Origin of the sequence: Streptomyces himalayensis subsp. himalayensis, assembly GCF_013778455.1 — a bacterium.
GTDB classification, from domain to species: Bacteria; Actinomycetota; Actinomycetes; order Streptomycetales; family Streptomycetaceae; genus Streptomyces; species Streptomyces himalayensis.
Window position 1 is genome coordinate 222955 of the sequence record NZ_JACEHE010000016.1, and the last position, 13929, is coordinate 236883.

Annotated in this window: 13 protein-coding genes; all 13 read left to right on the forward strand. The window is 70.9% G+C overall.

Going from position 1 to position 13929, the window contains the following annotated elements; translation table 11 throughout:
* The first annotated feature begins 1 nt into the window (after nucleotide 1).
* The gene (locus H1D24_RS25620) at nucleotides 2-1279 is read left to right on the forward strand and encodes a CpaE/TadZ family protein (RefSeq protein WP_181660024.1); all 1278 of its coding nucleotides are present in this window, start codon (nucleotides 2-4) and stop codon (nucleotides 1277-1279) included.
* Nucleotide 1280: 1 nt separating this feature from the next.
* Nucleotides 1281-1676 carry a TadE/TadG family type IV pilus assembly protein gene (locus H1D24_RS25625; protein ID WP_181660025.1) on the forward strand — a complete coding sequence of 132 codons (396 nt, stop codon included), beginning with the start codon at nucleotides 1281-1283 and terminating at the stop codon, nucleotides 1674-1676.
* 1 nt (nucleotide 1677) lies between these two features.
* Nucleotides 1678-2055: a TadE/TadG family type IV pilus assembly protein gene (locus tag H1D24_RS25630; RefSeq protein ID WP_181660026.1), complete on the forward strand. Its 378-nt coding sequence runs from the start codon at nucleotides 1678-1680 to the stop codon at nucleotides 2053-2055.
* 160 nt (nucleotides 2056-2215) lie between these two features.
* Complete coding sequence (locus H1D24_RS25635; RefSeq protein ID WP_181660027.1) at nucleotides 2216-3553, forward strand: TadA family conjugal transfer-associated ATPase; 1338 nt, start codon at nucleotides 2216-2218, stop codon at nucleotides 3551-3553.
* A 9-nt stretch (nucleotides 3554-3562) separates the two neighbouring features.
* A complete protein-coding gene (locus H1D24_RS25640; RefSeq protein ID WP_181660028.1) occupies nucleotides 3563-4504 on the forward strand; it encodes a type II secretion system F family protein in 942 nt (313 codons plus the stop codon).
* A gap of 99 nt (nucleotides 4505-4603) precedes the next feature.
* Nucleotides 4604-5491 (forward strand): DUF5936 domain-containing protein, encoded by an 888-nt coding sequence (locus tag H1D24_RS25645; RefSeq protein WP_181660029.1) that lies wholly within the window; start codon nucleotides 4604-4606, stop codon nucleotides 5489-5491.
* A gap of 7 nt (nucleotides 5492-5498) precedes the next feature.
* Nucleotides 5499-6959, forward strand: coding sequence for a sensor histidine kinase (locus H1D24_RS25650; protein ID WP_181660030.1), 1461 nt, complete (start codon nucleotides 5499-5501; stop codon nucleotides 6957-6959).
* A 219-nt stretch (nucleotides 6960-7178) separates the two neighbouring features.
* Complete coding sequence (locus H1D24_RS25655; protein WP_181660064.1) at nucleotides 7179-8255, forward strand: response regulator; 1077 nt, start codon at nucleotides 7179-7181, stop codon at nucleotides 8253-8255.
* Between the two features lie 233 nt (nucleotides 8256-8488).
* A complete protein-coding gene (locus H1D24_RS25660; RefSeq protein ID WP_181660031.1) occupies nucleotides 8489-8686 on the forward strand; it encodes a Flp family type IVb pilin in 198 nt (65 codons plus the stop codon).
* Nucleotides 8686-9294: a pilus assembly protein TadG-related protein gene (locus tag H1D24_RS25665; RefSeq protein ID WP_181660032.1), complete on the forward strand. Its 609-nt coding sequence runs from the start codon at nucleotides 8686-8688 to the stop codon at nucleotides 9292-9294. Before H1D24_RS25660 ends, H1D24_RS25665 begins: the two co-directional genes overlap by 1 nt.
* A 33-nt stretch (nucleotides 9295-9327) precedes the next feature.
* A complete protein-coding gene (locus H1D24_RS25670) occupies nucleotides 9328-9900 on the forward strand; it encodes a hypothetical protein (RefSeq protein ID WP_181660033.1) in 573 nt (190 codons plus the stop codon).
* A gap of 10 nt (nucleotides 9901-9910) precedes the next feature.
* The gene (locus H1D24_RS25675) at nucleotides 9911-10552 is read left to right on the forward strand and encodes an OmpA family protein (protein ID WP_181660034.1); all 642 of its coding nucleotides are present in this window, start codon (nucleotides 9911-9913) and stop codon (nucleotides 10550-10552) included.
* A gap of 341 nt (nucleotides 10553-10893) precedes the next feature.
* Nucleotides 10894-13929 (forward strand): ATP-binding protein (locus tag H1D24_RS25680; RefSeq protein ID WP_181660035.1); only part of this gene is annotated, 3036 nt, incomplete at its 3' end.

Below are 13929 nucleotides of genomic sequence, written 5' to 3' on the forward strand. Positions count from 1 at the left end.
CATGCCCACGAGGATCCTCCCGGCGGTCGGTGACGCCGACGCCGCCCGGTCCGTCACGACCCTCCTCAGCCAGCTCCCGGACGCCGAACCGGCCATGCCGGTCGCCGACTCCACCCAGCTGATCGACACACTCGGCCGGCTGGCCGGCGAGTCGATCGACGAGCTGCCCGAGGTCGTGCTCGTGCACGAGCGGATCGGTCCGGTGCCGGCGCTGGAACTGATCCGGGAAGTCGCCCTGCGCTTCCCCGCCGTCGGAGTCGTCCTCATCACGGCGGACGCGAGCCCCGGCCTGTTCTCGGCCGCCATGGACTCGGGCGCGCGCGGTCTGGTGGCACTGCCGCTCAGCTACGAGGAACTGGCCAGCCGCGTGCAGACCGCCGCCGCCTGGTCGGTCGGCGTCCGCCGCCACCTCGGCAACAGCGGGGACGTGTTCAGCGGCCCGGGCGGCACGGTCGTCACCGTCACCGGGGCCAAGGGAGGCGTCGGCACGACGTTCACCGCGATCCAGCTCGCGCTCGCCGCACAGGCGTCGGGCCGGAAGGCGGCGCTCGTCGACCTGGACCTGCAGACCGGGGACGTCGCGTCGTACCTGGACGTGCAGTTCCGCCGGTCGGTCGTCGACCTCGCCGGCATCACGGACATCTCGCCGCGGGTGCTCGCCGACGCCGTGTTCACACACGAGAGCGGAGTGTCGCTGTTGCTCGCGCCCGGTGAGGGCGAGCGCGGCGAGGAGGTCACGGACCGGTCCGTACGCCAGATCGTCAGCGCCATGCGGTCGCGCTACGAGGTCGTGGTCGTCGACTGCGGCGCCCAGATGACGGGCGCGAACGCCGCGGCCGTCGAGATGGCGGACACCGCGCTGCTGGTCACCACGCCGGACGTGGTGGCCGTGCGCGCCGCCAAGCGGATGGTGCGCATGTGGGACCGGCTGCAGATACGCAAGGCCGAGGAGACTGTGACCCTCGTCAACCGGCACAGCCGCAACACCGAGATCCAGCCGCCGCTGATCCAGAAGATCACCGGAACGCGGGTCGCCGGCATCGCCGTACCCGCCAATTTCAAGGAACTGCAGGCGGTGGTCGACGCGGGCCGTATCCAGGACCTGGTCAGCAAGAGCGTGGTGAAACAGGCGCTGTGGGGACTGGCCGGTGAGCTGGGGCTGGTCGGCACTCCCCAGGGCGCGGACAAGGGCGGGAGGAACGCGAGGTTCCGCAGCGACCGCGGCGCGTTCGGCACCCGCCGCCGACGTGGCAGAGGAAGCGGGGAGGGGGAGGGCTGACATGGCCGCCCAGAGCAGACGCAGACGGGGCGCGGACCGCGGCCAGGTCACCATCGAGTTCCTGGGCATGACACCGCTGATCATCCTGACGCTGGTGCTGCTCTGGCAGTTCGTCCTGACGGGCTACACGTGGACGCTCGCCGGGAACGCCGCCGACGAGGCGGTACGGGCGGCGACGGCCGCCCACCCCTACGACCGGCAGAACGCATGCGAACAGGCGGGCAAGGACAAGCTCCCGGACGCCTGGGTGGGCGAGGCCGACGTCACATGCGACACGGCGAACGGCTACGTCACGGCACACGTCGACCTCCAGGTCCCGGTGCTGTTCCCCGGCACCATCGCTTTCCCGTTCGAGGTGGAGGGCAAGGCGGGCGCGATCGAGGAAGAGACGGGCTGACATGAGAGGCACTGTGGTGTGTTGTGGGCAATCGTTCCGCAGGTTCGACCGCGGCCAGGTAGCCCTGGAATACCTCGGCTTCATCCCGATCCTGATCATCGTCGCGATGGCCGCCGTCCAGCTCGGCCTCATCGCCTACACGGCCCAGCAGGCCGGCACGGCAGCCCGTACCGCCGCGCGCAGCGCGTCGCTCGACAACCCGGGGTGGCAGCAGGACGGCAGGGACGCGGTCAGCGACTGGGTGGCCGACGGCACCGGATTCCAGCGGACGGACACCTTCGGCGAGGTCGCGGTCACGGCGGTCGTCGACATCCCGTCGATCGTCCCCGGCTGGGACTTCGACCCGGCACGCAAGACCGCCATCATGCCGAGCGACTGACCCGGACCCCATGCCGAGCGACTGACCCCGATCCCATGCCGAGCGACTGACCCCGATCCCATGCCGAGCGACTGACCCCGATCCCATGCCGAGCGACTGACCCCGACCCCATGCCGATGGCCTGAGCGACAACCGAGGACGAACCGAGGAGTACGCATCCATGAGCCTGCGGGCACGCATCAACCACCCCGAGGAGAGCGGCGCACGGTCCGAGGACGGCCACCTGGTCGCCGCGTACCGCGCCAAGCTCCTCGAGGAGATCGACCTCGCGGAGATGTCCTCGCTCGCCGCCGCCGAGCGCCGGGCCCGTCTGGAGCGCGTGCTCGGCCACATCATCAGCCGCGAGGGCCCGGTCCTGTCGACCGTCGAGCGCTCCCAGCTGATCCGCCGGGTCGTCGACGAGGCGCTCGGGCTCGGCATCCTCGAACCGCTCCTCGAGGACGCATCCATCACCGAGATCATGGTCAACGGCCCGGACGCGATCTTCGTCGAGCGGGCGGGCAAGGTGGAGCAGCTGCCGCTGCGGTTCGCCTCGCACGACCAGCTGATGCAGACCATCGAACGCATCGTCTCGACCGTCAACCGGCGCGTGGACGAGTCGAATCCGATGGTCGACGCCCGGCTCCCGTCCGGTGAGCGTGTCAACGTCATCATCCCGCCGCTGTCCCTCACGGGCGCGACCCTGACGATCCGCCGATTCCCGCGGTCCTTCTCGCTCCGCGAGATGATCGGTCTCGGCTCGCTCGACGAGCAGATGCTCTATCTGCTCTCCGGGCTCGTCCAGGCCAAGTTCAACATCATCGTGTCGGGCGCCACCGGCACCGGTAAGACCACGCTCCTCAACGCGCTGTCCGGGCTGATCCCCGACGGCGAGCGCATCATCACCATCGAGGACTCCGCCGAGCTCCAGCTCCAGCAGTCCCATGTGATCCGCCTGGAGTCGCGCCCGCCCAACGTCGAGGGCCGCGGCAGGATCACCATCCGCGACCTGGTGCGCAACTCGCTGCGTATGCGCCCCGACCGCATCGTGGTCGGTGAGGTCCGCGGCGGCGAGTCGCTCGACATGCTCCAGGCGATGTCCACAGGCCACGACGGTTCGCTGGCCACCGTGCACGCCAACAGTGCCGAGGACGCGCTGATGCGTCTGCAGACGCTGGCCTCCATGTCCGAGGTGGAGATCCCCTTCGTGGCGCTGCACGATCAGATCAACAGCGCCGTGGACGTCATCGTCCAGCTCACCCGGCACGCCGACGGCACCCGCAAGATCACCGAGATCGGCGTGCTCGACAGCCACGGCAGCGACCCGTACCGCATCGTCACCGTCGCCCGTTTCCACGCCCAGCCCATGGCGGCCGACGGCCGGGTCCACGGCGACTTCGCGTACCACCCGCTCCCGCGCCGGGTCGCGGACCGCCTGTACATGGCCGGCCAGCCCATCCCGCAGGCCTTCGGAGTCGCCGCGTCCGCCGACCAGCTCGCCACCCGAGAGGCCAGATAGGTACCCCCCATGGACATGGACGACCTGATACTCCTGACGACGGGCGTCACGCTGCTCGCGTGCGTCCTGATCGTCCTGGGGCTGCACGCCTACGCGTCCGGCAGGGCCCAGCACGAGGCGCTCGTCGACCGGCTGTCGACCACCGGCCAGATCCCCGTTGGCCGCCGGCGCCGCTTCCGGGGCGTCGACCGCCGTATCCGCCGTACGACGTTCGGCAAGAAGCTCGAACTGAAGCTGGCCGCGACCGGCCTCGACCTGACCCCCGGTGAGTTCTTCGTCTATATGGTCGCCACCATCGCGGCCCTGTGGATCACCGGCCAGGCGATGCTCGCCGCGTTCTTCGGCCCGCTCTTCGGTCTGCTCGGCATCTACGTCGCGCTGCAGTTCCTCAACTGGCAGCGGCAGAAGCGGATCGAGAAGTTCATCAACCAGCTGCCCGAGCTGTCCCGGATCCTCGCCAACGCCACCCAGGCCGGCCTCGCGCTGCGCACCGCCCTCAGCATGGCCGCCGACGAACTCGAGGCCCCGGCCGGCGAGGAGCTCGCCAAGGTCGCCAACCAGCTCGCCGTCGGCCACTCCATCGACGACGCCCTCGGCGAACTCACCGAACGCCTGCCCTCCCGCGAACTCGTGGTGCTGGTGACCACCCTGATCCTCTCCAACCGCGCGGGCGGCACCGTCGTCGCGGCCCTGCGCAACCTCACCGAGACGCTGGAGGAGCGCAAGGAGACCCGCCGCGAGGTCCGCACCCAGCTGTCGCAGGTAAGCACGACCTCGTACGCGGTCCCCGTCATGGGTGTCGGCTCGCTGCTCCTCATGAACAGCGTCAAGGACGGAGCGTTGGACCGTATGACCGGCTCCACCGTCGGCCAGATCTGCGTGATCGTCGCCTTCGGGCTCTACGCGGTCGGCTTCATCCTCATCCGGCGCATGTCCCGGATCGACGTATAGACCTCCGGCCGGGACTCAGGAGCAGGGACTCAGGAGCAGGGACTCAGCAGCAGGGACTCAGGAGCAGGAACCCAGGAGCAGGGACTAAGGAGCAGCACGATGGAGATCCTTCTCGCCCTCGTGGCCGGCGCCGGCGTCTACGGCGCCTTCCACGGCATCCGCATGTACCGCGCCGACGCCAAACTGCCGGGCGACCTGGCCCTCGCCCTGGAGGTCGGCTCGACCCGCACCGGCGCCGTGGACTCGGCTGTCGACCGGCTCGGCATGCGCTACGCCCCCGCCGTCCTGCGGTGGATGGGCCCCAAGCGCGTCAACAAGGTCCGCCGCAGGATCGACCTCGCGGGCAATCCCGGCGGTCTGACCATCGACCGGTACGCGGCCCGGCGCGCGGTGTACGGCGCGCTCGGCGGCTTCGGCGGCCTGATCATGCTCATGGAGGGCAATGTGCTGGTCGCCCTCATGCTGTTCGCCTTCGGAGTGTTCTGGACGGAGGTCGGCATCTGGTCCGCCGTCCGCATCCGCAAGGACCAGATCGAGCGGACGCTGCCGGACTTCCTCGACGTCCTCGCCGTCGTCGTCAGCGCAGGACTCGGCTTCCGCCAGGCCCTGGACCGCGTCTCCAGCCACTACGAGGGCCCCTGGTCCGACGAACTGCGCATCACCCTGCGCCAGATGGACATGGGCATGAGCCGCCGCCAGGCCTTCGCCGAGCTGCGCAAACGCAACGACTCCGAGCAGGTCGCCATGTTCGTCACCGCCCTCCAGCAGGGCGAGGAACTCGGCGCCCCCATCGTCGACACGCTCGTCGCCCTCGCCAACGACATGCGCCGTACGGACGCCCAGAACGCCCGCCGCAAGGCCGCCCGCGCGGTCCCCAAGGCCACCATGATGATCACGACGTTCATGGTCCCGGCCACGATGCTCCTCCTGGGCGCGGGTCTCCTCCTCGGCTCCGGCACCGACTTCGGCACCATCTCGGGCAAGTGAGGCAGCCATGGCCATACGGATGCCCCAGCTGAGGGCGAGAGCCGCGACGACCGGCGCCGCCACGGACATCACCACTCCACCGGCAGGCACCTTCCTGCCTCCGCATCTGGCCGAGCAGCTCTCCCCGCGGGCGGGCGCACAGAGCCTCGTGCGGGCCGGCGCGGCGAGCGGCGCAGGACCCACCTCGACCCTCAACATCCAGGTCAGCGCCCTGCAGGCGATGTGCCGTCAGGTCTTCGGCTTCAGGCTCGCGATGATCGCCCTCGCGTCACCGCTCGCCCTGCTCAACGCGGCACCGGGCCTCGCCGCCCAGCTGGTCGGCGCCTCCGTCCTGGTCACCTTCATGGTCTCGTACGCCCTCTTCCGCGACTGGGAACGCTTCGGCCCGCTCCTGCTGAAACACCCCGGCCTGCTGGCCGTGGACACCCTCTTCGGCTCCCTGCTCCTCGTCGCCGCAGGTCCCGACAGCACTCTGGCCTACGTCAGCGTCTGCACGCCGATGCTCGCCGGCCTGGTGTACGGCTGGCGGGGCGCGGCCTTCTTCGCCTGCCTGCAGTCCCTCATCCTCCTCGTCGTCCACCGGAGTTCGAACGTCGAGGCGAGCATCGCCGAATCGGCGCTGATGCCCGGCTTCTGTGTGCTCATCGGCGCCGTCGGCGTGACCCTGCGCGGCCTGATGCTCCGCTTCGGAGCCGCAACGCAGGCCCTGACCGCGGTCCAGGCGCGGCTCGCGGTGAACGAGGCGGTGGAGGGCGAACGCTCGCGCATGGCCCGGGAGATGCACGACTCGGTCGCCAAGACCCTGCACGGGCTCGCCCTTGCCGCCGACGGCCTCGCCTCCTCGGCCGACCGCATGGACCCGCTCACCGTCAAACACCAGGCCGAACTCGTCGCCCGCTCCGCCCGCCGCGCCGCCTCCGAGTCCCGCGAACTCCTCTCGGACCTGCGCCGCGAGTCGGGCCTCGACGGCGGAGTCGACGTGATCGGCGAACTCGCCGCCCGTACGGCCGACCTCGGCACGCGCACCGGCCTGCGCGCCACCTACCGCCAACTCGGCGACACCCCCGTCCCCCCGGTCCCGGGGGCAGTGGCCCGCCAGCTCCTGACGATCGCCTCAGAGGCCATGGAGAACGCCCACCGCCACGCCCAGCCGACCTACGTGGACGTCTCCGCCGGCGTCGTGGGCGACCAACTGCGCATCAGCGTCTACGACGACGGCCGGGGCGTGCCGCCCGGCACGACCCTCGAGGGCCTCAGACGCGCGGGCCACTTCGGCCTCGTCGGCATGGTCGAACGAGCCGCCTCCGTCGGCGCCCGCATCCGCATCGGGCGGGGCCAGGCCGCGAAGGGCACGGAGGTCCGCGTGGACATGCCGCTGGTCGCCCTGACCGCTCATCCGCCCCGGACACCGACCGCTCATCCGCATCCGACACCGACCGCGCCGGTCGCGCCGGCCGGACACCCCTGATCCCTTCGGAGACCCCTGATCCCTACGGACAGCCCTGACCCCTACGGACACCCCTGATCCCTACGGAATCCGCCGCTCCCCCCACTCCCCGAGAGGAGGCCGACGATGCCGGAAGCGACTCCCCACTCCGGCGGGCACGCCTACCCGCCCGCCCACGCCTCCCAGCACACCTCGGCACACTCCGTCGCCCGCTCCGAACACACCCCGCACCAGGTGCCGATGCCTTCGGAGGCCTCGGCCCTGCCACCGGGCCTGAGCTCTTCTGAGGCCTCGGCCCCGCCGGGACTGGTTCCTTCGGGAGCCCCGGGCCTGTCCCACACCTCCAGTGGCCCGGGTCTCACGGACGGCTCCGGGAGCTTTCCGGCGCCCCCGGCCCGCCAGCCGCTCCGCGTCGTCGTCGCGGACGACAACCCCGTCGTCCGCGCAGGCCTCACCGTCCTGCTCTCCGGCCGCGACGACATCGAGGTCGTGGCGGAAGCGGCAGACGGCCGCCAGGCCTACGAGGCGGCCCAGCGCCACCGCCCCGACGTCGTCCTGCTCGACGTCCGCATGCCCGGCGTCGACGGCATCTCCGCCCTGCCGTATCTGGTGCGCATCGCCCCGGTCATGATGCTCACGTACAGCCGCGAGAGCGAGATCGTCCGCGAGGCACTGCGGCTCGGCGCCGGCGGCTATCTGGTCCACGGCGAGTTCACCGCGGACCAACTCGTCTCCGCCATAAGAGACATCAAGGAAGGCAGGGCCCACTTCACGCCTACGGCGGCGGGGGCGCTGCTCGCGCACGTACGGCAGGACCAGGGTCCGGGCGCCGGTTCGCCGTCGCTCCCCGATGGTCTTGGCAGGGCGGCGGATGCGACTGCATACGAAAATTCTCCTACGGCAACGCCACAGCCAACTCCTCAACTCGCCGAGCAAAGCGGCTACTACCAGCAACAACCCGCCACCTCGCCCTACGGTTCGCAACAAAGCCTTTCGCAACTGCAACCAAATGTGACACAGTCGTCGTCTGGATCCTCGAGTGTGTCCCCAGGGTGGGGACGAGCGGATCAGGGCGCCCCTGACCGGGAGAGCTTCGGGTTGAGTTCGAGGGAGGCGGAGATCATGGACCTCATCACGTCCGGCATGAACAACCAGCAGATCGCCGCCACCTGCTTCATCAGCGAAAAGACCGTCAAGAACCACATCAACCGGATCTTCGCCAAGCTGCACAGCACCAGCCGCAGCGAGGCCGTGGCCAAGTGGCTCGGCACGGCGCCCGGTTCGGTCACGGGGAGAGGGGCCACGGGTCGTGGCTGAACGGGGGAACGGGGGGCTGGGCTCGCGGGCCCAGCGTGTGGGCGGCCGGGCCCAGAGTGCGCTTTGGGCCCGGGATTGGGCCCTGGGGCCCTCTGGTGGGACCGGTGTTCCGGCGTACGTTTCGGGTGTCGAAAGCGAGACCGGCAAGGAGGAAGCCGGTAACGCGAGGAGCACCACAGGGACTTACACGTCGGCCGGTCGGCGGCCGGCCGATACCGGAGGGGAACACGACCATGAGCAACTGGATCAACACCACCGTCGCGTACCTGCAGACCCGCGCCGCCCGCAACGACAAGGGTCAGACCGCGGTCGAGTACCTGGGCATCATCGCGGTAGTCGTGGCGATCGTCCTGGCGATCACGGGTACGGACATCGGCCAGTCGATCTACACCGCGATCACGGACAAGATCACCGAGGTCACCGGCGGCTGATGCGGCCCCGTAAGTACAGCGACGCAGGGCAGGTCTTCCCCATCTACATCACGGTGGTGGCGGGCCTGCTCTTCCTCGCGTTCGCGTACCTTGCGGTCGGCCAGGCCGCGGCGACACGGAACGGCGCGCAGACGGCGGCGGACGCCGCCGCCCTCGCGGCGGCTCAGGACCGGCGGGACCAGCTCGCGGGAAGATGGCTGGACAACCTGCTCGACCCGGGCCTCTGGCAGGACATCTTCGACGGTGACGTGGACGGGCTCGACCCCTCGTGCTGGCGGGCGCAACAGCTCGCCGACCAGAACGACGCACACGTCGTGCCGGGCGGCTGCACCCCCGAGTGGTTCCCGATGGGCTACACGGTCGAGGTCAAGACCAACGACCCCGTCGGCGAAACCATCGTCCCCGGCACGGAACAGAAGTACGCGACGGCCAAGGCCACGGCCGTGATCGAGCCGCGCTGCTCGTTCCTGCTCCCCGACGAGGACAACGGCAACAACGTGGACCTGCCGCAGCTCAACTGCAGGAACAAGAACTGGGACCTCGACCCGGACGATCCGTCGGGTCTCCCCGGTCCCAAGGACCTCTTCGACGTCCATCTGGCCGACTGACAAAGAGAACGACGAACAAAGGAAGCGGAACTCATGAGCATTCGGTTCACTACGACGGCCCGCAGGGGGATGGCCGCAGCGGCGGTTGCGGTCAGTCTGGCCCTCGGCGTGGCCGGCTGCAGCAGCGGCGACGACAAGGGCGGTGACACGTCGGCGTCCGCCTCCAAGGATGGGTCGAATCCGAGTGCTCAGGAAGGCCAGTCGGAGGAGCCCCTGGCCGAACTGAAGGGGCCGGACAGCCTGCTCCTGCAGATCACCTCGGCCGAGCGGGACTCAGGCGGATTCCTCACGCTGAGCGGCAGCTTGAAGAACGACGGATCCGACACTGTCAACGTGCCTGCCCAACTCAGCGGGAACGAGACCGAGATCATCAGGAACGGCAGGTCGCTCGGGGGTGCCACCTTGGTGGACTCCAAGGAGAGGAAGCGGTACTACGTGCTGCGCGATACGGACGGCCGCCCGCTCACGACGACCAACTTTCCGGCCATGAAGGCCGGTGAATCCGTTCCTGTCTTCATGCAGTTCCCCGCGCCGCCCGAGAGCACGACTGAAGTGACATTCCAGTTGCCGCAGTTCGCCGCCGGCACCATCAAGATCTCCGGGTGAGGCAGAGACCATGACCCACACCCGAACCCAAGCCCCCCGCCTGGCGATCGTCCTCGCCGCGGCCTCCGTCATGGTCGCCACGAACGTCTTCGGCGCCGTGTCCGCCCATGCGGACGACAGCCCGAGCTACCCGCCGGGCACCGAACCGACCGCGAGTGCGCCGGTCGAGGTCGACGCGAACGACCCCGATCTGAAGCTCGTCGACGGCGCGACCCTCGCCGACCTCAAGGTCCTGGACATCAAGTCCGTCATCGAGGACGAGGGAGGGGAGGAGCGCCGCGAGGACACCAACTCGGACGTGAAGTTCGCGCTGCAGGCCGAGGTGCTGTTCGGCAAGGACAGCGCGAAGCTCAGCAGCCGCGCGACGTCGCGGATCGCCGAGATCGCCGAGGAGATCAAGGCGCAGAACGCGAAGAAGGTCCGCGTCTTCGGCTTCACCGACAACCTGGGCTCGTCGGCCCACGGCGACGTCCTGTCCCGCCAGCGCGCGACGGCCGTGCACAACGTACTGGAAGAGGAGCTGGCGGACTCGGGCATCACCTACGAGGTACGCGGCTACGGCGAGCAGTATCCGATCGCGGACAACTCGACGGAGACGGGCCGCAAGAAGAACCGCCGCGTCGAGGTCTCTTTCCCACGCACCGAAAGCTGACGGCTGAACCCACGAGGCCGGTCCTCTAGGGACTCATGCTGCGGGTCGTCATCGAACGGCCGATGTCGTACGGAGGTCATGTACGGCATCGGTCGTGAGACTCGCGAGGTTGGCCGACGCACGGCGGCACGGGCTGCGGGCACGGGCTGCGGGCACGGGCTGCGGGCACGGGCTGCGGGCACGGGCTGCGGGCACGGGCTGCGGGCACGGCGGCGGGATCCGTTGGCGCTTGGCGCGCCGGAGCTGTAGGAACGGTCGGCGCGGCTTCGACTGCCGCCCGCGCAGCGGGAGTTGGCCCGCGGCGGCAGTTCCGGCGGCCGGGCCTTGGCTAATCTGCACGGGTGACCACCGACCTGACCCTACTGCCGCGTGTCGCCTATCGCGGACAGGAGATAACCGCGCCCCGGCTCCGCGGTCTCCTCGCGCTGCTCGCGGGCGACTTGCGTACGGGCTGCAGCACCGAGCGGCTTGTGGAAGGGCTGTGGCTGCCGGATGAGTTGCCGGAGCGGCCGGGAAAGGCGGTGCAGGTCCTCGTGTCCAGGGCGCGGGCGCAGCTGGGCGCCGACGTCCTCGTCAGCACGCCGACCGGATACCGGCTCGCCCTCGCCGATGACCAGGTCGACAGCTCCGCCCTGCTGCTGCACGCCGCCGCGAGCGCGGACCGGGCCAGGGCGGGGGACCACGCGGGATCGCTGGCCGCGGCCGAGGCCGGGCTCGCGCTGTGGGAGGGCACCCCTGACGAGGCGTACGACAGCGACGACCCCGTAGCCGCGTTGCGCACCGAGCGCGCCCCCGTCCGCGGCACGCTCATACGCGCGCGGGCGCTCGCGCTCGCCCGCCTCGGACGACACGCGGAGGCGGCCGGGCCGCTGGCCGTGGCCGCCTCGGAGCATCCGCGCGACGAGGAAGTGCTCGCCGAGCTGCTGCGCGGCGAGGCGGCGACGGCGGGACCGTCCGCCGCGCTGATGCGGTACGAGGCGTACCGCCGTGAGCTCCGCGACGAGCTCGGCACGGATCCGGGCGCCGGGCTCAAGGCCGTACAGCGGGACCTGCTGAGCGGCGAGTCGCCCGTGGTCCGGCACGGCGTGCCGCACGAGCCGAACCCGCTCCTCGGCCGGGACGAGGACATCGCGGCGGTGCAGCGGCTGCTGCACGCCTCCCGCGCCGTCACGGTCGTCGGCCCCGGCGGCCTCGGCAAGACCCGGCTCGCGCACGCCGTCAGCCGCCGGGCCGAGCAGCGCGTGGTGCATTTCGTGCCGCTCGCCGGCGTCACCGCGGACGAGGACGTGGCCGCGGAGGTGGCCTCCGCGCTCGGCGCGGGCGAGGGACGGCCCGGCGCCGTGAGCGGCCAACCCTCGGCCGACCCGGTGTCCGGCATCCTCGGCGTGCTCGGCTCCGTGCCCGCGCTGCTGGTCCTCGACAACTGCGAGCAGGTCATCCGTGGCGCCGCCGACCTCGTACAGGCCCTGGTCTCGTCCTCGAAGGACCTGCGGGTGCTCGCCACCAGCCGGGCCCCGCTGGGCCTCACATCGGAGGCGGTGTACGCGCTGCCGGAGCTCGGTCTCGACACCTCCATCGAGCTGTTCACACAGCGGGCCCGGGCTGCCAGGTCCGGCGTGGAGCTGCCGCCGGACGCGATGGCCGAGCTGTGCCGCCACCTCGACGGACTGCCGCTCGCCGTGGAACTGGCCGCGGCGCGGGTGCGGGTCCTTTCGGTGCAGGAGATCGCCCGCCGCCTCGGCGACCGGTTCGCGCTGCTGCGCGGCGGGGCCCGGGACGTGCCGGAGCGCCACCGCACGCTGCACGCGGTCGTGGACTGGAGCTGGAACCTGCTCGCGGAGGACGCCAGGGCCGCGCTGCGCACGCTGTCCGTCTTCCCCGGCGGCTTCTCGAGCGAGGCGGCGGAGCAGGTGCTGGGCGAGGACGCGCTGTCTCTGCTGGAGCAGTTGGCCGATCAGTCGCTGCTCACCGTCGCCGACACCCCGGCCGGAGTGCGGTTCAGGATGCTGGAGACCGTACGGGAGTTCAGCGCGGCCCGGCGCGCGGAGGCGGGCGAGGACGAGGAGGCCGTGGACCGGTTCCTCGCCTGGGCGCGGGACTTCGGGGCCGCGAACCACGACTGGTTCTTCGGCTCCGGACCGCTGTCCGCCTGGGAGCGGATCAGGGCCGAACAGGACAACCTCGTGCTGGCCCTGCGGCACGCCCTGGCCCGTACGGACGGCCCCACCATCGCCGCCCTCACCGCGGTCCTCGCCGCCCTGTGGTCCACCGGCTCCAACTACCCCCGCCTCACCGCCCTCGCCGCGGACACCGGCCCGCCGCTGTCGCACTACCACCCCGAGCCCGAATACGTCGAAGTCGCCCGCGCCGCCGCCGTGATGTGCACGGCGACCCTGTTCATGGGCTACGGCCCGCACGCCGTACGCCAGCTCGTCACCCTCCGGCGGCTGCCCCCGGCCCCGCCGGACACGCTGCTGCGCGCCATCGCGGTGGTGCTGAGCGCAGTCCCCGAGATGCAGCCTCCCGACTACGACGTGCTGCAGAAGCTCTGCGACAGCGAGCAGCCGCTGCTCGCCGGCATCGCCGAGTGCGTCGCCACCTACGTCTGGGAGTACGAGCACGACATCGACCGCGCGCTCGTCTCGGCTCGCCGGATCATCGCCTCACTGGCGCCGGTCGACAACCCGTTCCTGCAGGTCATGGGCCACGCCCGGCTGGGAGAGCTGTGCTTGAAGACGGAGCGGGGCGAGGCCGCGTACGAGCACCTCAAGGCGGCGCTCGAGGCGCTGCCGCGGCTCGGTGACGAGCACGACTCCATCGGCGTCCGCGGTGGCCTCGTCCTCGCCTGCCTGCAGCGCGGCGACCCCGACGAGGCCGAGTACTGGCTGCGGCAGGCGGAGGGCGACAACACCGCGCAGCAGGACGACTTCCACAGCCCCGGCCTCGGTGCGCGCGCCGAGATCGCGCTCGCCCGCGGACTGACGGAGGTCGGTCTCGGCTTGTGGCGCAGCGCCGTGGAGCGGATGCCCGAGGCCGGCTCGATGCACAGTGGCGATCCCTTCCTCGACCGATGGGTACTGCAGCTCCAGTCGGCGGCGGTGACGGCGCACGCGCACGCAGGCCGTCTCGAGCTGGTCGCGGAGCCGGTCGACCGGCTGCGGCAGGGGCTGCGGACCCTGCTCGCCGGTCCGTCCCGCTCGCCCATGGAGCTCCCTGTGATCGGGACGGTGCTGCACGCCCTTGGCATGGCGGGGCTCGTGCTCGCCTCCGGCGACGCCGGTGCCGTACGGATGATCGCGCTGGCCGAACGGCTGCGGGTACTGCGCGATTACCAGCCGACGATGTCGGCGGACCGCGCCCGGAAGGCGGCCGAGGAC